The 25,533-nt window shown below is 74.1% G+C and carries 19 protein-coding genes; 7 read left to right on the top strand and 12 right to left on the bottom strand.

The features are described from left to right. Positions 1-447 precede the first annotated feature (447 nt). The 5 genes from QSK45_RS00590 to QSK45_RS00610 are packed head-to-tail and all read right to left on the bottom strand — an operon-like array spanning position 448 to position 8,256. On the bottom strand, positions 448-1,977 hold the full coding sequence (locus tag QSK45_RS00590) for an MFS transporter (protein ID WP_285552094.1): 1,530 nt from the start codon (positions 1,975-1,977) through the stop codon (positions 448-450). A 51-nt stretch (positions 1,978-2,028) separates the two neighbouring features. After that, entirely contained in the window at positions 2,029-2,409 is a 381-nt protein-coding gene (nirD, locus tag QSK45_RS00595) for a nitrite reductase small subunit NirD (RefSeq protein ID WP_285553348.1), read from the bottom strand. Continuing rightward, positions 2,409-4,940, bottom strand: a complete 2,532-nt coding sequence (nirB, locus tag QSK45_RS00600; RefSeq protein WP_285552096.1) for a nitrite reductase large subunit NirB — start codon at positions 4,938-4,940, stop codon at positions 2,409-2,411. The genes nirD and nirB overlap by 1 nt, the downstream gene beginning before the upstream one ends. Further along, positions 4,940-6,157, bottom strand: coding sequence for an NAD(P)/FAD-dependent oxidoreductase (locus tag QSK45_RS00605; protein WP_285552098.1), 1,218 nt, complete (start codon positions 6,155-6,157; stop codon positions 4,940-4,942). Before QSK45_RS00605 ends, nirB begins: the two co-directional genes overlap by 1 nt. Continuing rightward, positions 6,154-8,256, bottom strand: a complete 2,103-nt coding sequence (locus QSK45_RS00610) for a molybdopterin oxidoreductase family protein (protein WP_285552100.1) — start codon at positions 8,254-8,256, stop codon at positions 6,154-6,156. The genes QSK45_RS00605 and QSK45_RS00610 overlap by 4 nt, the downstream gene beginning before the upstream one ends. Positions 8,257-8,447: 191 nt before the next feature. Between QSK45_RS00610 and QSK45_RS00615 the strand changes: the two genes are divergently transcribed. After that, positions 8,448-9,596, top strand: coding sequence for a uroporphyrinogen-III synthase (locus tag QSK45_RS00615; RefSeq protein ID WP_285552103.1), 1,149 nt, complete (start codon positions 8,448-8,450; stop codon positions 9,594-9,596). Positions 9,597-9,835: 239 nt separating this feature from the next. After that, positions 9,836-10,549 (top strand): sirohydrochlorin chelatase, encoded by a 714-nt coding sequence (locus QSK45_RS00620; protein ID WP_285552105.1) that lies wholly within the window; start codon positions 9,836-9,838, stop codon positions 10,547-10,549. A gap of 99 nt (positions 10,550-10,648) precedes the next feature. Here QSK45_RS00620 and QSK45_RS00625 read toward each other — a convergent pair whose 3' ends face one another. Continuing rightward, complete coding sequence (locus QSK45_RS00625; protein ID WP_285552107.1) at positions 10,649-12,115, bottom strand: amino acid permease; 1,467 nt, start codon at positions 12,113-12,115, stop codon at positions 10,649-10,651. A gap of 314 nt (positions 12,116-12,429) precedes the next feature. Between QSK45_RS00625 and QSK45_RS00630 the strand changes: the two genes are divergently transcribed. After that, a complete protein-coding gene (locus QSK45_RS00630; protein ID WP_285553350.1) occupies positions 12,430-13,149 on the top strand; it encodes a MerR family transcriptional regulator in 720 nt (239 codons plus the stop codon). Here the strand turns inward: QSK45_RS00630 and QSK45_RS00635 are convergent. The 3 genes from QSK45_RS00635 to QSK45_RS00645 all read right to left on the bottom strand — a co-directional run bounded on the left by QSK45_RS00635 (position 13,135) and on the right by QSK45_RS00645 (position 17,792). Continuing rightward, positions 13,135-15,318, bottom strand: coding sequence for a 3-hydroxyacyl-CoA dehydrogenase NAD-binding domain-containing protein (locus QSK45_RS00635; protein WP_285552108.1), 2,184 nt, complete (start codon positions 15,316-15,318; stop codon positions 13,135-13,137). The two genes, QSK45_RS00630 and QSK45_RS00635, sit on opposite strands and share 15 nt — an antisense overlap. 41 nt (positions 15,319-15,359) lie before the next feature. Then, positions 15,360-16,574 carry an acetyl-CoA C-acetyltransferase gene (locus QSK45_RS00640; RefSeq protein WP_285552109.1) on the bottom strand — a complete coding sequence of 405 codons (1,215 nt, stop codon included), beginning with the start codon at positions 16,572-16,574 and terminating at the stop codon, positions 15,360-15,362. Positions 16,575-16,637: 63 nt separating this feature from the next. Continuing rightward, the gene (locus tag QSK45_RS00645; RefSeq protein ID WP_285552110.1) at positions 16,638-17,792 is read right to left on the bottom strand and encodes a CaiB/BaiF CoA transferase family protein; all 1,155 of its coding nucleotides are present in this window, start codon (positions 17,790-17,792) and stop codon (positions 16,638-16,640) included. 217 nt (positions 17,793-18,009) lie between these two features. Between QSK45_RS00645 and QSK45_RS00650 the strand changes: the two genes are divergently transcribed. Beyond that, positions 18,010-19,179, top strand: a complete 1,170-nt coding sequence (locus tag QSK45_RS00650; RefSeq protein ID WP_285552114.1) for a saccharopine dehydrogenase family protein — start codon at positions 18,010-18,012, stop codon at positions 19,177-19,179. Positions 19,180-19,278: 99 nt separating this feature from the next. Here the strand turns inward: QSK45_RS00650 and QSK45_RS00655 are convergent, their stop codons facing one another. The 3 genes from QSK45_RS00655 to QSK45_RS00665 form a co-directional block, all read right to left on the bottom strand. Beyond that, positions 19,279-20,013, bottom strand: coding sequence for an endonuclease V (locus QSK45_RS00655; RefSeq protein WP_285552116.1), 735 nt, complete (start codon positions 20,011-20,013; stop codon positions 19,279-19,281). 65 nt (positions 20,014-20,078) lie between these two features. Further along, on the bottom strand, positions 20,079-20,417 hold the full coding sequence (locus QSK45_RS00660; protein WP_285552118.1) for a plasmid stabilization protein: 339 nt from the start codon (positions 20,415-20,417) through the stop codon (positions 20,079-20,081). A 77-nt stretch (positions 20,418-20,494) separates the two neighbouring features. Beyond that, positions 20,495-21,553: a WD40/YVTN/BNR-like repeat-containing protein gene (locus QSK45_RS00665; protein WP_285553351.1), complete on the bottom strand. Its 1,059-nt coding sequence runs from the start codon at positions 21,551-21,553 to the stop codon at positions 20,495-20,497. A gap of 286 nt (positions 21,554-21,839) precedes the next feature. Here QSK45_RS00665 and ssgD point away from each other — a divergent pair, with 286 nt between their 5' ends. The 3 genes from ssgD to ddaH all read left to right on the top strand — a co-directional run bounded on the left by ssgD (position 21,840) and on the right by ddaH (position 25,531). Then, a complete protein-coding gene (ssgD, locus tag QSK45_RS00670; RefSeq protein ID WP_285552120.1) occupies positions 21,840-22,253 on the top strand; it encodes a spore wall synthesis regulator SsgD in 414 nt (137 codons plus the stop codon). A gap of 738 nt (positions 22,254-22,991) precedes the next feature. Next, positions 22,992-24,656: an ABC-F family ATP-binding cassette domain-containing protein gene (locus QSK45_RS00675; protein WP_285552122.1), complete on the top strand. Its 1,665-nt coding sequence runs from the start codon at positions 22,992-22,994 to the stop codon at positions 24,654-24,656. A 98-nt stretch (positions 24,657-24,754) separates the two neighbouring features. Then, on the top strand, positions 24,755-25,531 hold the full coding sequence (ddaH, locus tag QSK45_RS00680; RefSeq protein WP_285552123.1) for a dimethylargininase: 777 nt from the start codon (positions 24,755-24,757) through the stop codon (positions 25,529-25,531). The last annotated feature ends 2 nt before the right edge of the window (positions 25,532-25,533 follow it).

Below are 25,533 nucleotides of genomic sequence, written 5' to 3' on the forward strand. Positions count from 1 at the left end.
GCACGCGGCCGGGATCGGTGCCGCAGGACGGGGAACACGCGCGGGGACACCGCGGGGCGATCGCGCCGCTCGACCGACCGGACAGGCGCGGCGGAGGGGCGGACACGCCATGGCAGACAGGCCGACGGACACGACCGCCGAGCCGCTGCGACGCGACCGCCCGGCATAACCGCAGGCGCCCCGACCCCGGTTCGCTCCGGGCGCGCGCGGGGCCGGGAAGCATGCGGCCGGGACCGGCGGCGGAAGACGACGGACGTGCGCAGGACGGTCGTCCGGCCGGGTCGGTCGGGCGGGCCGGAGGGCGGGCGGGTAGGCCGGGCAGGCGGGCCGGTGGCGGGGTGGCCTCTTCGCCGTGGTGTGAATTCCTCGGCGGCGGGCATGGCCGGGCGGCCGGCACTCGGCGAAGCGAGTGCCGGCCGCCCGGAGGACTGGGTGGTCGTGCCGGGTTCAGCCGTGCGTGGCGACGGGGGACGACCGCTGTGAGGACGTGGCGGGCGGGGTCGTGCCCGTGGTTCCCCGCGGTTCCGGCAGCCACAGGGTCAGCAGGGCCATCGCCCCCGCGCACAGCGCGATGACGAGGAACAGCAGGGGCACGTCGCCGCCGTCGAGGACGAGGACCGACGTGAACACGAGCCCGCCGACGTTGCCGTACGCACCCGCCAGGCCGGCGATCTGGCCGCCGGAGCGGCGGTTGACCAGCGGGACCATCGCGTAGACCGCGCCGTTGCCGCCCTGGATGAAGACCGACGCCAGCGCGACCAGCGCGACGCCCGCCCACATCCCCCAGCCGCTGGTCATCCGGGAGAGGACGAGGAAGACGACGACGGCGCCGACGAGCAGGATCCGCAGGGCCGTCCGCCGCTGGGGAAGCGCGTCGGACAGCAGCCCGCCCGCGGGGCGCGTGATCAGGTTGGTGCAGGCGAATGCGCTGCCCGCGGCGGCCGCGGCCGCGACGCCGAGGCCGAAGGTGTCGGCGAAGTAGGTGGGGAGCAGGGAGACCACCGTCAGTTCGGTGCCGAACGTCACGAAGTACGCCAGCGACAGCAGCGCCACCAGCCGGAAGGGGTAGCGGTCGGCGGGCGGGTGGGCGTTCGCGAGCGCCGGGCGGTTCACCGACAGGGTGCGCACCGCCTGTACCGCGTAGCCGGCCACCAGCACGACGAGGACGGCGACGAAACCGGACTCGGGGAGCACCCCGGCCGCGCGGATGCGGTAGGCGACGAGGCCGAGGACGGCGATCGGCGGCAGCTGCACCGCCAGCAGTCCGAACACCGCCCCCCGGCTGGTGACCTCCAGGGCGCCCTGCCGGCGCGGCCGCTGGTAGGCGGAGCCCTCCGGGGTGTCGCGCACGGCGAAGAGGTAGACGACGCCGTAGAGCGCGGACAGCACGCCGACGAGGCCGATGCCCCAGCGCCAGCCGCCGGCGTGTCCGGCGAGCAGCACGGAGAGACCGGGCAGGACGAGGGAGGCCGCGGCCGAGCCGAAGTTGCCCCAGCCGCCGTAGAAGCCCTCGGCCGTGCCGATCTCCTCGCGGCCGAACCATTCGGCGACCATGCGGATGCCGACCACGAACCCGGCGCCGACGACGCCGAGCAGCAGACGGCTGAGGACCAGGGCGGGGAAGCTCGACGCGGTCGCGAAGAGCGTGTTGGGGACGGCCGCGAAGATCAGGATCGACGCGTACACCCGGCGGGGGCCGAAGCGGTCCAGGAGCATTCCCACGCCGATCCGCGCGGGGACGGTCAGCGCCAGGTTGCACAGCGAGAGGGTGAGCAACTGCCCCTTGGTCAGGTGGAGTTCGCTGCCGATCTGCTGGGCGAACGGCGCCATGTCGAACCAGACGAGGAAGCTGAGGAAGAACGCCAGCGTGGTCAGGTGCAGGACGCGGTAACGGCCGCGGACGGACGCCAGCGCTCCGAGCCGACGGAACGCGACGCCGAAGGAGGGGGACGAGGGGGACGAGGGGGACGAGGGCATGGTGGGCTCCCGCGGGGACGGTGGAGGGTGGGGCCGTGCGGGCGAGGGGGTTCAGCGGGTGGCGGGCGGGGCGACCCGCACCGGCCAGACCAGCAGCCGCGCCGGGGTGCCGTCCGGGGCGGTCTCCTCGTCCAGGCACACACCGGTGCGCAGGTCGAATGCCTGCTTGTACATGGGTGAGAAGACCACCGGCACATCGCCACGGCTGCCGGTGAGACCGCGGGAGAGGACGTAGGCGCCGCCGAAGGGGTCGTAGTTCTGGACGGCGTAGAGTTCGCCCGCACGGTCCCGGAAGAGCGCGACCTGCTCGCCGCGCAGGAGTACGGCCACGCCGCGGCCGGGAAGCAGATCGCCGTAGCGGCAGACCGTGTGCCACGCGCCGTCGTGGGCGAGCTGGATCTCGTGGGCGACTCGGATCTCGTCGGCGGGCATCATGCGCGCACCTCCAGCCGCGGACCGGCGACGCGGACCGGGCGGATCTGGCCGCGCTCGGGGGTGAAGCGCACGGCGGGGTCGGGGACACCGGGGGCGTTGACGAACGAGACGAAGCGGCGCAGCCGGTCGGGGTCGGCGAGGGTGGCGGCCCATTCGTCCTCGTAGGCGGCTATGTGGCGCCGCATCAGCTCGTCGAGGTCGGCGCAGATGCCGAGGGAGTCGTTCATGATGACGTCGCGCAGCCGGTCCAGGCCACCGTCGAGCCGCGCCACCCAGGGGGCGGTGCGCTCCAGCCGGTCGGCGGTGCGGATGTAGAACATCAGGAAGCGGTCGATGGTGCGGATCAGCGTGGGGCGGTCCAGATCGGCGGCGAGCAGATCGGCGTGGCGCGGGCTCGTGCCGCCGTTGCCGCCGACGTAGAGGTTCCAGCCCTCGGCGGTGGCGATCACCCCGAAGTCCTTGCTCTGCGCCTCGGCGCACTCGCGGGCGCAGCCGGAGACCGCCGCCTTGATCTTGTGCGGGGAGCGCAGGCCGCGGTAGCGCAGCTCCAGTTCGACGGCGAGGCCGACCGAGTCCTGCACGCCGTAACGGCACCAGGTCTCCCCCACGCACGACTTCACGGTGCGCAGCGACTTGCCGTAGGCGTGGCCGGACTCGAAGCCGGCGTCGACCAGGCGGCGCCAGATGCGCGGCAGGTCGTCGACGCGGGCGCCGAACATGTCGATGCGCTGACCTCCGGTGATCTTGGTGTAGAGGCCGAAGTCGCGGGCGATCTCACCGATGGTGATCAGCCCTTCGGGAGTGATCTCGCCGCCGGGGATGCGCGGCACCACCGAGTACGAGCCGCCGCGCTGGATGTTGGCGAGGAAGTGGTCGTTGGTGTCCTGGAGCGCGGCCTGCTCGCCGTCGAGGATGTGGCCGTTGGCCAGGCCGGCGAGGATCGAGGCGACCGCCGGCTTGCAGATCTGGCAGCCCTCGCCGCTGCCGTGCTCGTCGATCAGCCGGGAGAACTCGGTGATCCCCTTGACCCGGATGATCTCGTACAGCTCGGCGCGGGTGTGGGTGAAGTGCTCGCACAGGCCGCGGTCGGTGGCGACGCCCCGGGCGGCCAGCTCCTCGGAGACGATGGTGCCGAGCAGCTTCTCGCAACTGCCGCAGCCCGTACCGGCCTTGGTGCACTTCTTCACCTGGGGCACGGAGGTGTTGCCGTCGGCGACCGCTTGGCGGACGACGGCCTTGCTGACGTTGTGGCAGGAGCAGACGACCGCCTCGTCGGGCAGCGGGGCCGGGCCCCCCGCCCCGGCCGCGGCGGGCAGCAGCAGGCGTTCGGGCGGTACGGCGAGCGGGGCGCCGGCGAGCAGCGGGCGCAGGGTGGCGTAGTCGTCGGTGTCGCCGACGAGGACGCCGCCGAGGAGCCGGCCGTCCGAGCCGACGACCAGCTTCTTGTAGATCCCGGCGCGGCTGTTGGCGTACACCACGTCGAGGGCGCCGTCGGTGGTGCCGTGCGCGTCGCCGAAGCTGGCGACGTCGACGCCGAGCAGCTTGAGCTTGGTCGAGGTGTCGCCGCCGGTGAACTCACCTTCCTGTGCGACGAGTTGGCGGGCCGCTGTCTCGGCCATGGCGTAGCCGGGGGCGACCAGTCCGTAGACCCTGCCGTCGGCGGCCTGGGCGCACTCGCCGATGGCGAGGATGTGCGGGTCCTCGGTGCGGCAGGCCGCGTCCACGACGATGCCGCCGCGGGCGCCGACGGGCAGGCCGCACGCGCGCGCGAGCTGGTCGCGGGGGCGCACGCCGGCGGAGAAGACGACCAGGTCGACATCGAGTTCGGTGCCGTCGGACAGGGCCATCGACCGCACCCGGCCGTCGGGTCCCGCGCTGATCGCCTCGGTGCCGGCGCCGGTGTGGACCGTGACCCCCAGCTCCTCGATCTTGCGGCGCAGCAGGTGTCCGCCGGCGTCGTCGACCTGGAGCGCCATCAGCCGCGGGGCGAACTCGACGACGTGTGTGCGCACGCCCAGCGCGCGCAGCGCGCCGGCCGCCTCCAGGCCGAGCAGCCCGCCGCCGACCACGGCGCCGGTCCGCGCCGTGGCCGCCTCCGCCTTGATCGCGGCGAGGTCGTCGAGGGTCCGGTAGACATGGCAGCCGTCGGCGTCGTGGCCGGGCACCGGCGGCACGAAGGGGTAGGAACCGGTGGCGAGCACGAGGGCGTCGTAGCGGAGGGTGCGTCCGGCCGACGTGGTGACCTCCCGGCGCTCCCGGTCGATGGCGGTGGCCGGTTCGCCGAGGCGCAGGTCGATGCCGTGCTCGGCGATGAACTCCGGGGTGCACATGGCGAGTTCTTCGTCGGTGGTGCCGGAGAACCACGAGGTGAGGTGGACCCGGTCGTAGGCGGGGCGGGGCTCCTCGGCGAGGACGGTCACCCGCCAGCCGGGCCCGGCCTGTTCGTGGAACGTCTCGAGGAAACGCTGGCCGACCATGCCGTGGCCGACGAGGACCAGGTGGCGGTGTGGTGCGGTCGCGGGGTGCATCACGCGGCTCCTTCGGTGGTGAGCAGGTGGAGCGGGTCGTCAAGGAGCGCTTCGTCGCACTCGTAGGCACGGGTGAGGTCGCCGACCGTCGTGAGGTCGCCGAGGAGGATGCCGCCGACGAGCCGGTCGCCGCGCAGCACGAGCTTCTTGTACGAGCCGTAGGGCCCGCGGGTGGCGTCGGCGATGCGCAGCACGTCCGTACCGGCCGCGTCGCCCGTCTCGCCGAACGCTGCGTACTCCAGCGGGCCCGCGGTCAGCCGGACGAGCGGCCGCGAGCCGCCGTAGACGGCGTCCGGACCGGCGCCGGAGAGCCGCGCGGCGAGCACGTCGGCCTGGTCCCAGGCGGGTCCGGCGAGGCCGTGCGTGACGCCGGCGTGCTCGGCGCAGTCGCCGATCGCGAAGACGTGCGGGGCGCGGGTGGCGAGCCGGTCGTCCACCACGACGCCGGCCCGCACCGCGATCCCGGCGGCGTGCGCGAGCCCGGTGCGGGGGCGCACCCCGCAGGCGAGCACCACCAGGTCGGCGTCGAGCAGGTAGCCGGTGGCGAGGCGGACGCCGGTGACACGGGTGTCGCCGGTGAGGGCGCGGGCGCGGTTGCCGGGGTAGGTGTGCACGCCCAGCCGTTCGAGGGCACGGCGCAGCGCGTGGCCCGCCCCCTCGTCGAGGTGGCGTTCGATCAGGTACGGGGCCTGGTGGACGATCTCGGTGGGCAGGCCGACCGCGGCGAGCGCCCGTGCGGCGCTCACGCCAAGCACCCCGCCGCCGATCACCACCGCGCGGGTGGCCCGCGCCGCGTCCTCGGCGAGCCGCGCGCAGTCGGCGAGGCCCCGGAAGGCGTGCACCCCGGCCTTCAGCCCGCCGCCGGCGGTGCGCAGGCCCCGGATCGGCGGCAGCACCGGGTTGGCTCCGGTCGCCAGCACCAGTTCGTCGTAGCCGGCCTCCTCGCCGCCCGCCAGCGTCAGCGTGCGGGAGCGCACGTCGACGGCCACGACCTCGCACCCGGTGCGCACGGCGACCCGCGGCGCGCCGCACGGCAGCGCGACGGCGGCGGCGTCGAGGCGGCCGGTGAGCACGTCGGCGAGGAGTGTGCGGTTGTAAGGGCGGTGCGGCTCCGCGCCGTACAGCGTCACGTCGTCCCCCCGCCCCCGCTCGACCAGTTGCTGGGCCAGGCGGGCGGCGGCCATCCCGGCGCCCACGACGGCGATCCGCCCGCTCACCGGGCGTCCTCGGCGCGCTCGACCCTGACCGCGCACACCTTGAACTCCGGCATCCGCGACACCGGGTCGAGGGCGGGGTTGGTGAGGGAGTTGACGCGGCCGAGCCCCGGCCAGTGGAAGGGCACGAAGACCGTGTCGGGGCGGATGCCCCGGGTGACGCGCGCCGGCGCGGTGGCGCGGCCGCGGCGGGTGGTCAGGGTGAGCCGGTCGCCGTCGGCGACGCCGAGCCGCTCGGCGAGGCGGGGGTGCAGTTCCACGAAGGGCGCGGGCGCGGCCCGGGTCAGCTCCGGCACGCGCCGGGTCTGCGCGCCGCTCTGGTACTGGGCGAGCACCCGCCCGGTCGTCAGCCGCAGCGGATAGTCGGCGTCCGGCTCCTCCGCGGCCGGCCGGTGCGAGACGGCGGCGAACCGGGCCCGCCCGTCGGGCGTTGCGAAGCGGTCGAGGAACGGCCGGGGGGTGCCGGGGTGGTCCTCGGCCGGGCACGGCCAGAAGACGCCGTCCTCCGCGCGGACGCGTTCGTAGGTGATGCCCGCGTAGTCGGCGGGGCCGCCCGACGAGGCGGCGCGCAGCTCGTCGAACGCCTCCCGCGGGTCCTCGGGGAAGCCGCGCCGCACGCCGAGACGGGCGGCCAGTTCGCGCAGCACGTGCAGGTCGGTGCGCACGCCCTCGGGCGGGGCGAGCGCCGCCTCGCGCAGCAGGACGCGGCCCTCCAGGTTGGTCACCGTGCCGGTCTCCTCCGCCCACTGGGCGACCGGCAGGACGACGTCGGCCAGTTCGGCGGTCTCGGAGAGCACCACGTCGCTGACGGCGAGGAAGTCCAGCTCCCGCAGCCGGGCGGTGACATGGGCCGCGTTCGGCGCCGAGACCACGGGGTTGGAGCCCATCAGCAGCAGGGCGCGCACCTCGCCGGGGCGCCCGAGGCCGTCGAGCATCTCGTAGGCCGAGCGGCCGGGTCCGGGCAGGGAGTCCGGGTCGACGCCCCACACGGCGGCGACATGGGCGCGGGCGGCGGGGTCGGTGAGGGAGCGGTAGCCGGGCAACTGGTCGGCCTTCTGGCCGTGTTCGCGGCCGCCCTGGCCGTTGCCCTGGCCGGTCAGGCAGCCGAAGCCGGAGCCGGGGCGGCCCGCCTTGCCGGTGGCGAGGCACAGGTTGATCCAGGCGGCGACGGTGTCGGTGCCCTTGCTGTGCTGCTCGGCCCCGCGCGCGGTGAGCACGATGCCGGTGGCCGCCCGTGCGAACTGCCCGGCGATGTCGCGCAGCACCGGCACCGGGACGCCGGTCAGCCGCTCGACCCGCTCCGGCCAGTGGGCCATCGCGGCCGCCCTGGCCTGCTCGAACCCGGTGGTGCGCGAGGCGATGAACGCCTCGTCGAGCAGCCCGTCGGCGATCACCAGGTGCAACAGGCCGAGCGCGAGCGCCAGATCGGTGCCGGGCACCGGCTGCACATGCAGGTCGGCGAGCTCGGCGGTGCGGGTGCGGCGCGGGTCGACGACGATCAACCGGCCGCCGTTCTCCTTGAGTTCGCGCAGGTAGCGGACGGCCGGCGGCATCGTCTCGGCCGGGTTGCCGCCGACCAGCAGCACGCACTTCGCGCGGGCGATGTCGGCGAGTGGGAACGGCAGGCCGCGGTCGAGCCCGAAGGCGGCCTTGAGCGCCGCGGCCGCCGAGGACATGCAGAAACGGCCGTTGTAGTCGATGTTCGCGGTGCGCAGCACCACGCGGGCGAACTTGCCCAGCAGATATGCCTTCTCGTTGGTGAGCCCGCCGCCGCCGAACACGCCGGCCGCGTCACGGCCGTGGCGCCGCCCGGCGTCCGCGAGTCCCGCGGCCACCCGGTCGAGCGCCTCTTCCCAGGTCGCCTCGCGCAGCCCGCCCGCGTCCCGTACCAACGGCGCCGTCAGCCGCGCGCCGGGTGCGAGCAGCTGTGCCGCGGTACGTCCCTTGCCGCACAGCGCGCCCTGGTTGACCGGGAACGCGGGCCGCTCCAGCACATCGACCGGAGCGCCGTCCGGCCCGCCGGTGCGCGCCAGCCGCATCCCGCACTGCAACGCGCAGTACGGACAGTGGGTGTCCACGGCCGAGGTGGTGGTCGTCGTCATGCCGGGAGCGTCGCCAGCGCGTGTTTCACGACCGGGTCGGTCGTATTGCGCCCGCGGTAAGGCTGTCTCACAACGTCGGGGGTACGGGGTGACGTCACCGACATCTTCCGTAACGTGAGCCGGACACCCGCTTACGCCGCCGTGACGCGCGGGCAATCGGCCCGCAACGTGGCTGACGGACTTTGATGGGCATGGCAACGGGCACCGAGACAGGCACCACGGCCGCGCGGCGGACCGAACCGCTGACCGGATTCACGGTCGGCGTGACCGCCACGCGCCGCCGCGAGGAGCTCACGGCGCTGCTGGAACGGCGCGGCGCCCGGGTGGTCGAGGCGCCCACGATGCGCATCGTCCCGCTCGGCGACGACACCGCGCTGCGCAGAGCCACCGAGCGGTGCCTCGCCGGGCCGCTCGACTACGTCGTCGCCACCACCGGCGTGGGCTGGCGCGGCTGGATGAGCGCCGCCGACGGCTGGGGCACCGGCGGGCGGCTCGCCGCGGCCTGCGGCGCGGCGGTGGTGCTGACCCGGGGTCCGAAGGCCACCGGCGCGGTGCGGGCGAGCGGCCTGGACGAGGCGTTCTCGCCGCGTTCCGAGGCCAACGACGAACTGCTCACCTGGCTGCTGGCCCGTCCGCTCCAGGGGCGCCGGATCGCCGTGCAGGAGCACGGGGTGCCGCTGGACGGCTTCGCCGCCGCGCTGCGCGAACGCGGCGCCGAGGTGATCGAGGTGCCGGTCTACCGCTGGGGCCCGCCGGACGACCCGGAGGCGGTGCGCCGGCTGGTCGAGCTGACCGTCAGGCGCGAGCTGCACGCCCTCGCGTTCACCAGCGCGCAGGCGATCGAGGCGCTGCTGGCCAGCGCGGACGGCTTCGACCGGCGCGCCGAGGTGCTCGCCGCCCTGCGCGGTGACGTGCTCGCGGTGTGCGTGGGGCCGGTGTGCGCCCGGCCGCTGCGCGACCTCGGCATCGAGCCGGTCTGGCCGGAGCGCGGCCGGCTCGGCGCGCTGGTGCGCACGCTCGCCGAGGCACTGCCGGCCAGGATGCGCAGGGAACTGGTGTACGAGGGGCGGCGGGTGGTGCTCCAGGGCAGCGCGGTGCTCGCCGACGACGTCCAGGTCACGCTGCCGCCGGTGCTCGCCGCGGTGCTGCGGGCCCTGTCCGACCAGCCGGGCCATGTGCTCAGCCGCGCCGAGCTGCTGCGCCGCGTCTGGCTGGCGGACCGCACCGACGAGCACGCCGTGGAAGCCGCCGTCGCCCGCCTCCGCGCCGCCCTCGGCCCCCATTCCGGCCTGATCCGCACGGTGCCCAAACGCGGCTACCGGCTGGCGGTGGCGGTGTGAACGCGATGGGGGCTCACCCGTGCGGGGCCCGGGAGGGACGGGCCGGCCCTCCGGCCGGCCGACGGGCCCCGGGTACGACGGCCGCCTCCCGGAACGCAGGAGCGGGCGGGGAAGCGAACGGACGCCCGCGGCACGCCCGCGGAGAACCACCCGAAGCCCCTCCCCGCCGGCAGTCCCCCGCGACCACCACCCGCCCGGACGACACGCCGGCGGACGACGAAGCGAACGGAGAGAACGCGGTGAGCGACAACCCGGTCCTCGTCGCCGTGGGCCACGGCAGCAGGGGCCCGCACCACGAGCGGACGATCGGCCGGCTCCTCGACGTCGTGCGGCGGCTGCGGCCGGGGCTGCGCGTGGAGACCGGGTGGCTCGATCTGGTGCGGCCGCCGCTCGCGGAGGTGCTGGCGGGCCTCGACTCCCCCGCGGTCCTGGTGCCGCTGCTGCTCGGCGCCGGTTACCACGTGCGCGTCGACATCCCCGCCGTGGCCGCCGCCGCGCCGGGCACCAGGGCCCGGGTGGCCCGCGCCCTCGGCCCGCACCCGCTGCTCGCCGACGCCCTGTGCGACCGGCTGGCGGAGGCGGGCTGGACCCCGGGCGGCGCGGTCGTACTGGCCGCGGCCGGGTCGACGGACCCGGGCGCCAACGCGGACACCGCGCGGATGGCCCGGCTGCTGGCCCGGCGGCTCGGCGACCCCGTGGTGCCGTCGTACCTGTGCGCCGGCGCGCCCACTCCCGCCGAGGCGGTGGCCGAGCTGCGGCGGCGCGGGCACGGCCGGGTCGCGGTGGCCCGGTATCTGATGGCTCCCGGTTTCTTCGGCGGCCGGGCCGCCGCGGCGGGCGCCTGTGTCACCGCGCCACCGCTCGGCGCCCACGAGTCGGTCGCCCGGCTGGTGCTGCGCCGCTACGACGACGCGGTGCGCGAGGCCGCGGCGACCGCGCCGCCGGCCCGGTGATCCGCACAGCGGTGAGGGCCGCGTCCCCATGCGCGGGACGCGGCCCTCTGCCCTGTCTCCGGTGACGGCTGGTCCGTCCTCCCCGGTCTCCGGTGACGGCTAGTCCGTCAGCCCGGACAGCTCCCGGTCGGTGCTCGCGTTCACCCGGCGGCGGACGCCGAACCAGCCGGCGACGAGCATGACGGCGATCACCGGGATGAGCAGCAGGGTCTTGCGGCCCACCTCGTGGTCGTCCCACATCATGCCGAGGCAGACCAGCAGGAAGACGATCGTGGCGATCTCGGTGACCGGGGAGAACTTCAGCTGGAAGTGCGGCCGGGCCACCAGGCCCGCGCGGGCGCGGCGGACGAAGATCATGTGGCAGACCATGATGATCACCCACGTGCTGATGATGCCGAGCGAGGCGACGTTCAGCACGATCTCGAAGGCCTGGCTGGGCATCAGGTAGTTCAGGCCGACGCCGAGGACGCAGATGCCGCAGGTCAGCAGGATGCCGCCGTAGGGCACCTGGCTCCGGCTCATGACGCGGGTGAACCTGGGCGCGGAGCCCGCCATGGCCATGGAGCGCAGGATGCGGCCGGTGGAGTACAGGCCGGAGTTCAGCGAGGACATGGCGGCGGTGAGGACCACGAGGTTCATCACGTCGCCCGCCGCGGGCACGCCGATCTTGGACAGGACCGTCACGAACGGGCTCTGGCCGGCGGAGTACACCGAGCCGGGCAGCAGCAGGGCGAGAAGGACGACCGAGCCGACGTAGAACAGGCCCACGCGCCACATGATCGAGTTCACCGCGCGCGGCACGACCTTCTCCGGCTGCTCGGTCTCGCCGGCGGCGACGCCGACCAGTTCGAGGGCGGCGTACGCGAAGATCACGCCCTGCATCACGAGGACGACCGGCATCATGCCGTGCGGGAAGACGCCGCCGTGGTCGCTGATGAGGCTCATGCCGGGTGTGTAGCCGTCGACGTGGTGCTGGGTGGCCAGCAGGAAGATGCCGATGAACATGAAGCCCACGAGTGTGGCGACCTTGATGATCGCGAACCAGAACTCCATCTCGCCGAAGATCTTCACCGAGATCAGGTTCACGGTGAGCACCACCGCGAGCGCGACCAGTGCCAGCACCCACTGCGGGATCGGCGTGAAGAAGCTCCAGTAGTGCGTGTACAGCGCGATCGCCGTGATGTCGGCGATGCCAGTGGTCGACCAGTTCAGGAAGTACATCCAGCCGGCGACGTAGGCGCCCTTCTCGCCGAGGAACTCGCGCGCGTACGACACGAAGGAGCCGGAGGAGGGCCGGTACAGGACCAGCTCGCCCAGCGCGCGCACGACGAAGAAGGCGAAGACACCGCAGACCAGGTAGGCCAGGGCGAGCGCGGGGCCCGCGTTGTGCAGGCGCCCTCCGGCGCCGAGGAACAGGCCGGTGCCGATGGCCCCGCCGATGGCGATCATGTTGACGTGGCGGGCCTTGAGGTCCTTGCTGTAGCCGGCGTCGCCCGCGTCGGCGGGCGTGCGCGCCGCCTGTTCGGTCGCGACGGGCTGTGCCGATTCCACGGCGTCCTTGCTCACGGGTGTTACCACTTCCTGGTGCGCCCGAGCCTCGTGAGCCCGGGGGTCGTGCAGGGCTTGGCCCGCACCACCCCGGTGAGTCGCGGTACAGACCAAGCAAGCAGCTTCCCAGACGGTTCCGCCCTTACGCGGTGACCCAGGTCACAGAGCGTTACTTCTCACACGATCTGCCCAGTGTCCACATGACGTTCACCACGCTGCGTGCACGACGGCCGGGACCGCCCCGGGCGAGGGGCCGGACAGTGGGTCCGGCGGGCCGCGCGACGGCGGCCGACGGGTTTCACAGTAGTGGTGTGACAGCGATACTGCTGCACATGACGACCGATGCCGGGGAGATGAGCCTCACCGTCGACGAGCTGGCCGCGCGGGCGGGGGTGACGGTGCGGACCGTGCGGTTCTACGGGAGCAAGGGGCTGCTGCCGCCGCCGGTGATCGGGCCGCGGCGGGTGGGGCGGTACGGGGCGACGCACGTGGCGCGGTTGGCGTTGATCGAGGAGTTGCAGCGGCAGGGGATGACGCTCGCGGCGATCGAGCGCTACCTACGGCAGCTGCCGTCCGATCTGTCCGCCTACGACCTGGCCATCCACCGCGCCGTGGTCGCCTCCTGGGCGCCGGACGCGGTGGAGACGGTCTCGCGCGCCGAACTGGAGCGGCGGGCGGGGCGGGAGCTGGCCGACGAGGAGCTGGCGCGGCTGAAGGCGTCGGGCGTCCTGGTCGCCGGCGAGGACGAGGAGGACGGCTTCCGGGTCGACTCCGGGCTGCTGCGGCTCGGTCTCGAACTGCTCGACGTGCCGTTGTCGCGGGGCACGATCCTCGCGGCGCGCGAGGTGCTCATGGAGCACTCGCGCGCCGCGGCCCGTGAGCTGGCCCGGCTCTTCCGCGGCGAGGTGGCCGAGCGGGACACCCGCGATGTGCGGGACCTGTCGGCACACATCCACCCGCTGGTGGTGCAGGCGCTGCTGACCACGTTCCAGCGCTCGCTGCGGGAAGAGCTGAGCGAACTGCTCGGCGGGGGAGGGTCAGGACGCGGCTGAGTCCGTGAAGGTCTCGCCCTTCTCCGCCTTCTCCACCAGCAGCGCGGGCGGCTGGAACCGCTCGCCGTAGGTCTCGGCGAGTTCCCGGGCGCGGGCCACGAAGCCGGCCGGCCCACCGTCGTACCCGTTGATGTACTGGAGCACGCCGCCGGTCCAGGCCGGGAAGCCGATGCCCAGGATGGAGCCGATGTTGGCGTCGGCCACCGAGGTCAGCACGCCCTCCTCCACCAGGCGCACGGTGTCGAGCGCCTCGGCGAAGAGCATCCGCTCCTGCATGTCCTTGAACGGGATCTCGTACCCGGCCTTGGTGAAGTGCTCGCGCAGGCCCGGCCACAGTCCGGCGCGCTTGCCGTCCTCGGCGTAGTCGTAGAACCCGGCGCCGCCGCTGCGGCCGGGACGGCCGAACTCGTCGACCATGCGGTCGATGACGGCCTCGGCCGGGTGCGCGGTCCAGGTGCCGCCGGCCTCCTCGACGGCCCGCTTCGTCTCGCCCCGGATCTTGCGGGGCAGGGTGAGGGTCAGCTCGTCCATCAGGGAGAGGACCTTGGCCGGGTAGCCGGCCTGGGCGGCGGCCTGCTCCACGGAGGCGGGCTCGATGCCCTCGCCGACCATGGCGACGCCCTCGTTGATGAAGTGGCCGATCACCCGGGAGGTGAAGAAGCCGCGCGAGTCGTTGACGACGATCGGCGTCTTGCTGATCTGCCGGACCAGGTCGAAGGCTCGGGCGAGGGCCTCGTCGCCGGTGCGCTCGCCCTTGATGATCTCGACCAGCGGCATCTTGTCGACCGGCGAGAAGAAGTGCAGACCGACGAAGTCGGCCTGGCGCTGCACGCCCTCGGCGAGGGTGGTGATGGGCAGCGTGGAGGTGTTGGAGCACAGCAGCGCGTCGGGCGCGACCACGGACTCGATCTCCTGGAACACCTTGTGCTTGAGCGCGGTGTCCTCGAAGACGGCCTCGATCACCGCGTCGCAGCCGGCCACGTCCGCGGCGTCCCCGGTGGGCGTGATCCGGGCGAGCAGCGCGTCCGCCTTCTCCTGGGTGGTACGGCCCCGGGAGACGGCCTTGGCGCACAGCTTCTCGGAGTACCCCTTGCCCTTGAGCGCGGCCTCCAGGGAGACGTCCTTGAGGACGACCTCGATGCCGGCGCGGGCGCACGAGTAGGCGATGCCCGCGCCCATCATGCCGGCGCCGAGCACGGCCACCTTGCGGACCTGGCGGGACGCGATGTCCTTGGGCCGGTTGGCACCGGAGTTGACCGCCTGGAGGTCGAAGAAGAACGCCTGGATCATGTTCTTCGCGGTCTGCCCGGTGACCAGCTCGGTGAAGTAGCGGGTCTCGATGGTGCTCGCGGTCGCGAAGTCGACCTGGGAGCCCTCGACCGCCGCGGCCATGATGTTGCGCGGCGCCGGGTAGGGCGCGCCGCCCGTCTGCTTGCGCAGGTTGGCCGGGAACGCGGGCAGGTTGGCGGCGAACTTCGGGTTGGCCGGGGTGCCGCCCGGGATCCGGTAGCCGGGGGCGTCCCAGGGCTGCTGGGACTCGGGGTGGGCGTCGATGAAGGCGCGGGCCTTGGCCAGCATCTCCTCCGGCGTCTCGGCCACCTCGTGCACCAGGCCGTTCTCCAGGGCGCGCCGCGGGTTGTACTGGGTGCCCTGGAGCAGCACCTTGAGCAGCGCGTCGGTGATGCCCATCAGGCGCACGGTGCGGGTGACGCCGCCGCCCGCCGGCAGCAGGCCGAGGGTGACCTCGGGCAGGCCGATCTTGGAGCCGGGGGCGTCCAGGGCGACGCGGTGGTGGGAGGCGAGCGCGATCTCGTAGCCGCCGCCCAGGGCCGCGCCGTTGATGGCCGCGACGACCGGCTTGCCGAGGGTCTCGATGCGGCGCAGCGCGTCCTTGATCGCCGTCGCCGTGTCGAAGACGGTCTGGGCGTCCTCGGGGCCGGCCTGGATCATCTCCTTGAGGTCGCCGCCCGCGAAGAAGGTCTTCTTGGCGGAGGTGTAGATGATGCCCCGGATGGAGTCCTTCTCGGCCACGGCGCGGTCCGCGACGGCCTCGATGGAGGCCTTGAACGCCTGGTTCATCGTGTTCGCGGACTGGTTGGGGTCGTCCAGGACCAGCGTGACGACACCGGTGTCGTCCTGCTCCCAGCGGATGGTGGTGCTCTCGGTCATGACAGTCGTCTCCGTTGAAGTCGCTTGGTTCCGCGGGGAGTTCAGATGCGCTCGATGATGGTGGCGATACCCATGCCGCCGCCCACGCACAGGGTGACGAGGCCGTAGCGCTTGTCCTGGCGCTCCAGTTCGTCGATGAGGGTGCCGAGGATCATGGCGCCGGTCGCGCCGAGCGGGTGGCCGAGGGCGATGGCGCCGCCGTTGACGTTGACCTTGTCCAGCGACAGGCCCATCTCCTGCACGAAGCGCAGGACGACGGCGGCGAACGCCTCGTTGATCTCGACCAGGTCGATGTCGTCGATGGTCAGGCCGGCCTTGGCGAGGGCCTTGCGGGTGGCGGGCGCGGGGCCGGTGAGCATGATGGTGGGCTCGGAGCCGGAGACGGCGGCGGAGACGATCCGCGCGCGCGGGGTGAGGCCGTAGCGCTCGCCGACCTCCTTGGAGCCGATCGCGACGAGCGAGGCGCCGTCCACGATGCCGGAGGAGTTGCCCGCGTGGTGGACGTGGTCGATCTTCTCCACCCAGTGGTACTTCTGCAGCGCCACGGCGTCGAAACCGCCGAGTTCGCCGATGTCCGCGAAGGACGGCTTGAGCTTGGCGAGGGTGTCGGCGGTGGTGCCGGGGCGAGGGTGCTCGTCCCGGTCCAGGACGACCAGTCCTGCGCGGTCCTTGACCGGGACGACCGAGCGCGCGAAGCGCCCCTCCTTCCAGGCGTTGACGGCGCGCTCCTGCGACAGGGCCGCGAACTCGTCCACGTCCCGGCGGGTGAAGCCGCCGATGGTGGCGATCAGGTCGGCGCCGATGCCCTGGGGCACGAAGTTGACGGCGAGGTTGGTCATCGGGTCGTTGAACCAGGCGCCGCCGTCCGAGGCCATCGGGACCCGGGACATCGACTCGACGCCGCCCGCGAGGACCAGGTCCTCCCAGCCGGAACGGACCTTGGACGCGGCCAGGTTGACGGCCTCCAGGCCCGAGGCACAGAAGCGGTTCTCCTGCACGCCCGCGACGGTGTCCGGCAGTCCGGCGGCGATGGCGGCGATGCGGGCGATGTCGGAGCCCTGGTCGCCGACGGGACCGACGACGCCGAGCACGATGTCGTCGATGGCGGCCGGGTCGAGGTTCGGGAAGCGGTCGCGGATCTCGTGGATGAGGCCGACGACCAGGTCGATGGGCTTCGTGCCGTGCAGGGCGCCGTTCGCCTTGCCGCGGCCGCGCGGGGTGCGGATCGCGTCGTACACGTACGCTTCGGTGCTCACTGGGATGCCTTTCGGGAGGGTCGGCCGGGCGGTTCGGTTGCGCGGCGGAGGGGTCGGTTGGGCTCAGTCGGCGGCCGTGGTCGGCCGGTCGCCGTCGAGGAGCGCGGGTATGTCCCAGTCCCGGGCCACGGCCTCGGTGTCGGCGCCGGGCAGCGCGGGTCCGGTGCGCACGGCGGTGGGGGTGGCGGAGAAGCGGGGTGCGGGGGCGGGCTGGGTGATGCCGCGGTGGTCGGTGAAGGTGCCGCGGGCGGCCAGGTGCGGGTGGCGCGGGGCCTCGCGCAGCGACAGGACGGGGGCCACACAGGCGTCGGAGTCCTCGAACACGACGGTCCACTCCTCGCGGGTACGGTCCCGGAAGCGTTCGGCGATCCGGGCGCGCAGTTCCGGCCAGCGGCGGAGGTCGGCGCGGGCGTCCAGGAGGTCGTCCAGGCCGAGCAGGCGCAGGAACTGGGCCGAGAACCGCTCCTCCAGGGCGCCGACCGCCATGTATCCGCCGTCGGCGGTCTCGTAGGTGCCGTAGTAGGGGCAGCCGCCGTCCAGCAGGTTGGCGGCGCGCCGGTCCTGCCAGGCGCCGGCGGACAGCATGCCGTGGATCATCGCGGACAGGTGGGCGGTGCCGTCCACGATGGCGGCGTCCACGACCTGGCCGGTGCCGGTGGCGCGCGCGTGGTGCAGGGCGGCGAGCACGCCGACGACCAGGTAGAGCGAGCCGCCCGCGTAGTCGCCGAGGAGGTTGGCGGGGACGGCCGGCGGTTCGCCGGGGCGGCCGATCAGGCCGAGCGCGCCGGTGAGCGCGATGTACGACACGTCGTGGCCCGCGCGCTCGGCGAGGGGGCCGTCCTGGCCCCAGCCGGTCATCCGGCCGTAGACCAGGCGGGGGTTGCGGGCGTGGCAGTCGGCGGGGCCGACGCCGAGGCGCTCGGCGACGCCCGGCCGGTACCCCTCCAGGATGATGTCGGCGCGCGCGGCGAGGTCCCGTACGCGGGCGGCGCCGTCCGGTGACTTGAGGTCGACCACGATCGAACGCTTGTTGCGGTTGGTGATGTCGTGGGCGGGGTCGATGCCGAGACCGGGGCCGCCGGGGCGGTCCACCCGGACCACGTCGGCGCCGAGGTCGGCGAGCAGCATGGCGGCGAACGGGCCGGGCCCGATACCGGCCAGCTCCACCACGCGCACGCCGCCGAGCGGGCCCCGCTCTGCTGGTGCCGCCGTGCTCATGCCGTCCCCCAAGCGTGTGACACAACTGATGTAACACCGGTGATGCTATGAACGCGCTCCATCCGGCACAAGACCTGAACGAGCAAGCGCTTAGCCAAGTGCCCATCCGGCCGAAAATCACCCGGTCCCGTGGGCGGCCACTCCTCACGCTAGCCTCGGCGACCGACAGCGGCGCGGGCTGCGCCCCCGGGGGTGTCATGAGCAGGCGAGGTGGGTCATGAGCAGGCTGGACCGTCCCTACGACGTGGTGCTCTACGGAGCGACGGGCTTCGTCGGCACCCTGACCGCGGAGTACCTGGCGGCGCACGCGCCGGAGGGACTGCGCTGGGCGATCGCCGGGCGCGACGAGACGAAGCTGCGACGACTGCGCGAGCGGCTGCCCGGGGGCGCGGCCGTCGGCGTCCTGCGTGCCGACGCGGCCGAGCCGGCCGGGCTGCGCGAGCTCGCCGGGCAGGCCCGGGTGGTGGCCACGACCGTGGGACCGTACCTCAGGCACGGCGAGGAACTCGTCGCCGCCTGCGCGGACGCCGGGACGGACTACCTGGACCTCACCGGTGAGCCGGAGTTCGTGGACCTGATGTACGTGCGGCACGACGCCCGCGCCCGGGAGACCGGCGCGCGCCTGGTGCACGCGTGCGGGTTCGACTCCGTGCCGCACGACCTCGGCGTGTACTTCACCGTCCGGCAGCTGCCACGGGACGTGCCGCTGCGGGTGGACGGCTACGTGACGGCCGACGCGTCCTTCTCCGGCGGCACGCTCGCCTCGGCGCTCGACCAGTTCGCCCGGGGGCGGCGGATGCTGGCCGCCGCACGCGACCGGGCCCGGCACGAGCCGCGGCTGCACGGGCGCCGGGTGAGCGCGCCCGCGGGTCTGCCGCGGTTCGCCCGGGAGGTCGGCGCGTGGGCGGTGCCGCTGCCCACCATCGACCCGCAGATCGTGAGCCGCTCGGCGCGGGCCCTGGAGCGGTACGGTCCGGACTTCCGCTACCGGCACTTCGCCGCGGTCCGGCGTCTGCCCGTCGCCCTCGGCGGGATGGCCGCGGTCGGCGCGACGGTGGCCGCCGCCCAGCTGCCGCCCGTCCGCCGCCGGCTGTCCGACCGGCTCCGGCCGGGCGAGGGACCCGACGCGCAGAGGCGGGCCAGGAGCTGGTTCACGGTCCGCTTCGTCGGCGAGGGCGGCGGCCGCCGCGTGTACACCGAGGTCGCGGGCGGTGATCCCGGCTACGACGAGACCGCCAAGATGTTCGCCGAGGCCGCTCTCTGCCTCGCCTTCGACGACCTGCCGCAGGCTTCCGGCCAGGTGACGACGGCCCAGGCGATGGGCGAGGCGCTGACGGAACGGCTGCGCGCGGCGGGGATCACGTTCCGGGTGGCGGCGCGGAGGTAGTTCCCGGAACGTGTCGGCGCGGGACCGGGCCGCACTCCGCGCTCGCCGGGCGGCGGCCCGAGCCGCCGCCCGGTTCCGGCGCGTCCGCGGCTCCGCGGGTCAGGGAGTCGGTGCCCGGCGGCTCGTCGGCGCCTCGGCGGCCGTCCCCCGCGCCGCCTCCTTGAGCGCCCTGCGGCACAGGCCGTCCGCGTGGCGGGTGGTCTCGGGAAGGCGGTAGGCGGGGGTGAGGGCCAGGGTGTGGGCGAGGGCGCCGGCGAGGGACACCCGGTGGCCGACGGAGACGAAGACGGGTTTGACGGCGTCGCGGGTGCGCAGGGCGCGGCCGACCTCCTCGGCGCCGGCGAGCAGCGGGGTGGAGCTGCCGCGGGCCGGGGCGGGGGCGTCGTAGGTGAAGGTGAAGGGGTTCTTGGCGACGCCGATGGCGGGCAGGCCGGTGAGGACGCCCAGGTGGCTCGCGAGGCCGAAGCGGCGGGGGTGGGCCAGGCCGTAGCCGTCGCACACCACCAGGCCGGGCGGACCGGGCAGGGCGGCCAGCGCGGCCAGTACCGCGGGCAGTTCGCGGAAGGCGAGCAGGCCGGGGACGTAGGGGAAGGACACCCGCCCGACGGCGGTCGACTCGGCGACGACCTCCAGGGTGGCGGCGTCCAGGACGACGGCCGCGGCGGCGACCAGGTCGCGTTCGTCGTCGTAGGCCACGTCGACCCCCGTCACACGGCCCGTCCCCGGCGGCGGTCCCGGCTCGTCGAGCACCACCCGGCCGCGCAGCTCGTCCTGGACCGCGCGGGCCTCCTCCTCGCTGGTGGGCCAGCCCGCCGGTACGCCTACGGTCGTCATGACGGCCGACTGTACGTGCCCGCGCCGGACCACGCCGCTCGCGGGGTCGGCGAAGGCCCGTACGGTCAGCCCTTCTTGGCGTTCAGCGCGCGCTGCAACTCGTCCTTGTTCATGTGCGAGCGGCCCTCGATGCCCCGCTGCCTCGCCTCGTTGTACAACTGGTCGCGGGTCGGCCCCTGGGGACCGGTCCGGTTGCCCGACCGCTGCCCGCCGCGCCTGCCGGACGACATGTCCTCGGTGGAACTGCGGCTCGCGGTCTTCGACTCGCCGGAGCGGGCGCGCTCCTTGTTGACGGTGCGCGCGGCGATCTCCTTGGCGCGTCCCTCGCTCTCGCCCCGGTCCTGCGCGCTCTCCTTGATGTGCTCGTACTGGCGTTCGCGCTTGGGGCTGGAACCGGCTGGCATGATCGCTCCTTTCCCCGCGAAGGCGGTACGTCTCCTTCACGGCAGGGCACGAGTACCCGGCTCCCGCCGCGCCTACCTCACCGTTCCAGCCGGGCCACCCGCCCCTGTTCGCCGGCCGCCCAGCAGCCGAGGTCGGGTGTGCAGGACACGGTGTCGTACGAGCCGGTGTCGATGGTGCGCCAGGTGCGGCCGCCGTCCGTGGTCAGATCGGTGCCGGTGGGGCCGACGGCGAGCGCGGCGGTGCGGCTGTGCGGCAGCCAGGCGGCGCCGGAGCGGTACGCGGGCGGGGGCGTGGCGGCGGGCTGCCAGGTGCGGCCGCCGTCCGAGGTGACGGCCGCGGCCCGGGGCGAGGGGCGGCCGGCACGGTAGTCGCCGCCGACGGCGAGGCCGTGGGCGCGGTCGCGGAAGGCGAGGGCGAAGACGCCACGGGCCGGGTCCCCGGCCGGGACCGGGGTGTCGCTGGCGCTCCAGGTGAGCCCGCGGTCGGCGGAGTGCAGGACGCGCGCGCGGGCGCCGCCGCCGGTGGCCAGCCACACGTCCTCGGACCCGGAGGTGACCAGGCACTGCCCGCTCGCCGCGAAGCCCGCCTCGCCGTCCAGGGCGGGCGGCATCCCCTTCGCCGGCAGCGGACGCCAGGAGCGGCCGCCGTCGCTCGTGGACAGGACGCGGAAGGCGCCGTCCACGGGATCGCCCATCGCGAGGCCGTGGCGGCGGTCGAAGAAGGCCAGGCAGTCGTAGAACGCGCGCGGGTCGGTGTTGCGGAAGGACTCCGCCCAGGTAGCCCCGCCGTCCTCGGTGCGGTACACCCGGGACGCGTCGCCCTCGCCTACGGCCAGCACCACCGCGCGCCGTGCGTCGAAGGCCTCGACGTCCCGGAACTCCAGACCGGCCGCGCCGGGCGGGGAGACGTCGCGCCAGGACGCGCCGCCGTCCCGGGTGAGCAGCACGGTGCCGCCGGTGCCGGCCAGCCAGGCGGTGCGCCGGTCCACCGCCGCGAGGCCCCGGAAGCGGACCTGCGGGGTGCCCGGGTCCTTCGCGGCCCAGTGCACGCCCTCCTGCCGCCCGCCGGGCGCCGCGGCCGACGGGACGGTCAGCGCGGCCAGCGCCGCTCCGCACGCGACGCCCGCCGCCGCCAGCCTGCCCGCACGGCGCGTGCGGCCCGTCCCGCGCGTGCTCGGCGTGCTCGGCGTGCTCCCCGTGCTCCCCATGCTCCCCATGCGCCTCATGGCGGGCGAAGCTAGCCGACCGCCCGGTCGCCGTCCAGAGCGCCAACTCCCGTACCGGACGAGGGAGGCCGCGCGCGCATGAACGCGGTGACCGAGGTCACTCGTTCCCCAGGTGCACGCCCCGGCCCGTTTCGCCGTCTCATCCGGTGCCGGGAGTCACCGGGCCGCAGTCCAGCCGTCACGAGGGAGCAAGGCGTTGTCCACCGTCATCGAGCAGCCCGTAGAGGCCCGCCTCGTCGCCGCCGCACCGCGCATGCCGAGCATTCCCGCCACGCTGCGCTACGACCGCTGCGACCCGTTCGCCGTACGGATGACCTTCCCGGCCCCGGCCACCCTGGAGGGCGTCGAGGTCTGCTGGACCTTCGCCCGCGAACTGCTCGCCGCCGGACTCCTGGCCCCCGAGGGCCAGGGCGACGTGCACGTGCGGCCGTACGGCTACGACCGCATCGTGCTGGAGTTCCACGCCCCGGAGGGCACCGCCGTCGTCCATGTGCGCGCGGGCGAGGTACGGCGCTTCCTGGAGGCGGCCGCCGAGCTGGTGCCCGTGGGGCTCGAACACCTCCAGCTCGACCTGGACCACGGTCTCGCCGAACTGATGCGCGGCGCCTGACGCCCCGGCGGCCGGGAGGGCGTACCTCCCCTCCGGCAGCTCCCGCGCGGTCCGGCGCACCGGGAGCGGGCGGCCTCGGCGGGTCCGTCGCCCGCGCCGGTCCGGGCGACGCCGAGCACGGCCGGCTCCCCGACGACGCGCCGCTCCGCGCTCCGGGGAGGACCACCACGTCCAGCGGGCCGCCGACGCCCGCGACCGACTCCTTCACCGTCTCCTGACCGACGGTCCGGGGCACGAACACGCCGTCGATGCGCGCGGTGACGGACGACGGCACGCAGCGGCTCGCCTCCCGGCTCGTACCCGGCGCCCCCGGCGCCGGCGGTGGGCACGCGCACCGGACGTACGGGGCGCGGAAGGCGGCGGTGTCGTACGGGGGACGCCGGGGCGTCGCGGCCCCGGCCGGGCACCCGGGGCGGCGGGACGCGGGGAGCGATCCGGCACCGGCGTGGTCGGACGCGCCGCCGACAAATGCTTTGACTCCCGCCGGCGGTGCTCCTAGCGTTGGTCCCGGTTCTGTTGCCGTCGATCGGAGAAGGACGTTGCTCGTCTGAGGTTCGGAGACACCGCGTCATCACACCGGTGAGGTGTGTGCGTGGCGTACGACCCTCGGCGTCCGAGCCGTCCTCCGGCACAGGCCCTTCTTCTTCTCACGGCCTCCGGGTGGTCCTCCGGTTCCCCCGCCCCGCGGTGTCTCGAGACGCGTCCGCGAAACCGCACCCACTCCCCCGCGAGGCCTCCATGTCATCTTTCTCCCTCACCTGTACGTCCCTGTCCTTCGCCTGGCCCGACGGCACCACCGTGTTCGACGGACTCGACCTCTCCTTCGGCCCCGGCCGGACCGGGCTCGTCGGCGTCAACGGGTCGGGGAAGTCGACCCTGTTGAAGCTGCTGGCGGGCGAACTCGCCCCGGCCGGCGGTACGGTGAAGGTCACCGGAGACGTCGGCCACCTCCCGCAGAACGTCACCCTGGACACCGCACTCCGCGTCGACCAGGCCCTCGGCATCGCCGAGCGGCGGGCCGCGCTGCACGCCATCGAGGCGGGCGACGCGGCGGAGCGCCACTTCGAGACGGTCGGCGACGACTGGGACGTCGAGGAGCGCGCCCGGGTCACGCTCGGCGAACTCGGTCTCGGGCACATCGGGCTGGACCGCACCGTCGGCGAGGTGTCCGGCGGCGAGTCGGTGCTGCTCCGGCTGGCCGCGCTGCTGCTGCGCCGCCCGGACGTGCTGCTCCTGGACGAACCCACCAACAATCTCGACCTGTACGCGCGCCGCCGCCTCCACCAGGCGGTCGCCGCCTGGTCCGGCGTGCTGGTCGTGGTCAGCCACGATCGTGAACTGCTCGACCTGGTCGACCAGATCGCGGAACTGCGCGCCGGTGAGGTCGCCTGGTACGGCGGCAACTTCTCGGCCTACGAGGAGGCGCTGGCCGTCGAGCAGGACGCGGCCGAACGGATGGTGCGGGTCGCCGAGGCCGACGTGCGCAAGCAGAAGCGCGAACTGGCCGATGCACGGGTCAAGTTGGCCCGGCGCAAGCGCTACGGGCAGAAGATGTGGGACTCCAAGCGCGAGCCGAAGATCGTGATGGGCAACCGCAAACGCGCCGCCCAGGAGTCGGCGGGCAAGCACCGCGTCATGCACGAGGAACGGCTCGCCGAGGCCAAGGAGCGCCTGGACGACGCGGTGGAGGCGGTGCGCGACGAGGACGAGATCCGCGTCGACCTGCCGTACACCGCCGTACCGCCGGGCCGGCAGGTGCTCACCCTGGAGAATCTGGAGACGGCGTACGGGGCGCGCATCGCGGGGGTGCTCGATCTGCGCGGGCCGGAGCGGATCGCGCTGGTCGGACGCAACGGCGCGGGCAAGACGACGCTGCTGCGTACGGTCGCCGGGGAACTGGCGCCGGTGGCGGGCACGGCCACGGCGCATGTGCCCCTGCGTTTTCTGCCGCAGCGCCTCGACGTGCTGGACGACGAGCTGACGGTCGCCCAGAACGTGGCCCGGTTCGCGCCGGGCGCCACCGACAACCGGGTCCGGGCGCGCCTCGCCCGCTTCCTGTTCCGGGGCGCGCGCGCCGACCAGCGGGCGGCCACCCTGTCCGGCGGCGAACGCTTCCGGGCCGCGCTGGCCGCGCTGATGCTGGCCGAACCGGCGCCCCAGCTGCTCCTGCTGGACGAGCCGACCAACAACCTCGACCTGGCGAGCGTACGGCAGCTCACCTCGGCCCTGGAGTCGTACGAGGGCGCGCTGCTGGTGGCCGGCCACGACCTGCCCTTCCTGGAGTCGATCGGCGTCACCCGCTGGCTGCTGATGGCGGACGGGGAGCTGAAGGAGGTGGCGCCGGAGGAGGTGGTGCGGCCGGCCGGGGGCACGACGGAGCATCTCAGGAGGGGCACAGCCTGATGCCGAGGGTTTTACCCAGGCCACGTCGGACTGCATGATGGCGGACCAGCGCCGCAAATGCGGCGCAGGCACCCCATCCCCGACCGGAAAGGCCCGTCGTGCCCAGCAAGAAGGCCCTCGTCCGCCGCCCGAGCCCACGTCTCGCCGAGGGCCTGGTGACGCACATCGAGCGGCAGAAGGTCGACGTCGGTCTCGCCACCGAGCAGTGGGAGGCGTACGTCGAGGCGCTGCGCGCGCACGGCTGGGAGACGTTCGAGGTCGAACCGGCCGACGACTGCCCTGACTCGGTGTTCGTGGAGGACACCGTCGTCATGTTCCGCAACGTCGCGCTGATCACCCGGCCGGGCAGCGGATCGCGCCGCGCCGAGACCGCCGGCGTGGAGGAGGCCGTGGCGAGCCTCGGCTGCTCGGTGAACTGGATCTGGGAGCCGGGCACCCTGGACGGCGGCGACGTCCTCAAGGTCGGCGACACGGTCTACGTCGGCCGCGGCGGGCGCACGGACGCGGCGGGGGTGCAGCAGGTCCGGGCCGCGTTCGAGCCGCTGGGCGCCCGGGTGGTGGCCGTACCCGTGAGCAAGGTGCTGCACCTGAAGTCGGCGGTGACCGCGCTGCCGGACGGCACCGTCATCGGTCACATCCCGAAGGTGGACCGGCCCTCGCTGTTCCCCGGTTTCCTCTCCGTGCCCGAGGAGTCCGGCGCGCAGGTGGTGCTGCTCGGCGGGCACAAGCTGCTGATGGCGGCGAGCGCCCCGAAGACCGCCGAACTGCTGACCGACCTCGGCCACGAGGTGGTCACGGTGGACATCGGCGAGTTCGAGAAGCTGGAGGGCTCGGTGACGTGCCTGTCCGTACGCCTGCGGGAGCTGTACGCCTGACC

It is taken from the genome of Streptomyces hygroscopicus subsp. hygroscopicus, from assembly GCF_030269125.1.
GTDB lineage: Bacteria > Actinomycetota > Actinomycetes > Streptomycetales > Streptomycetaceae > Streptomyces > Streptomyces hygroscopicus_C.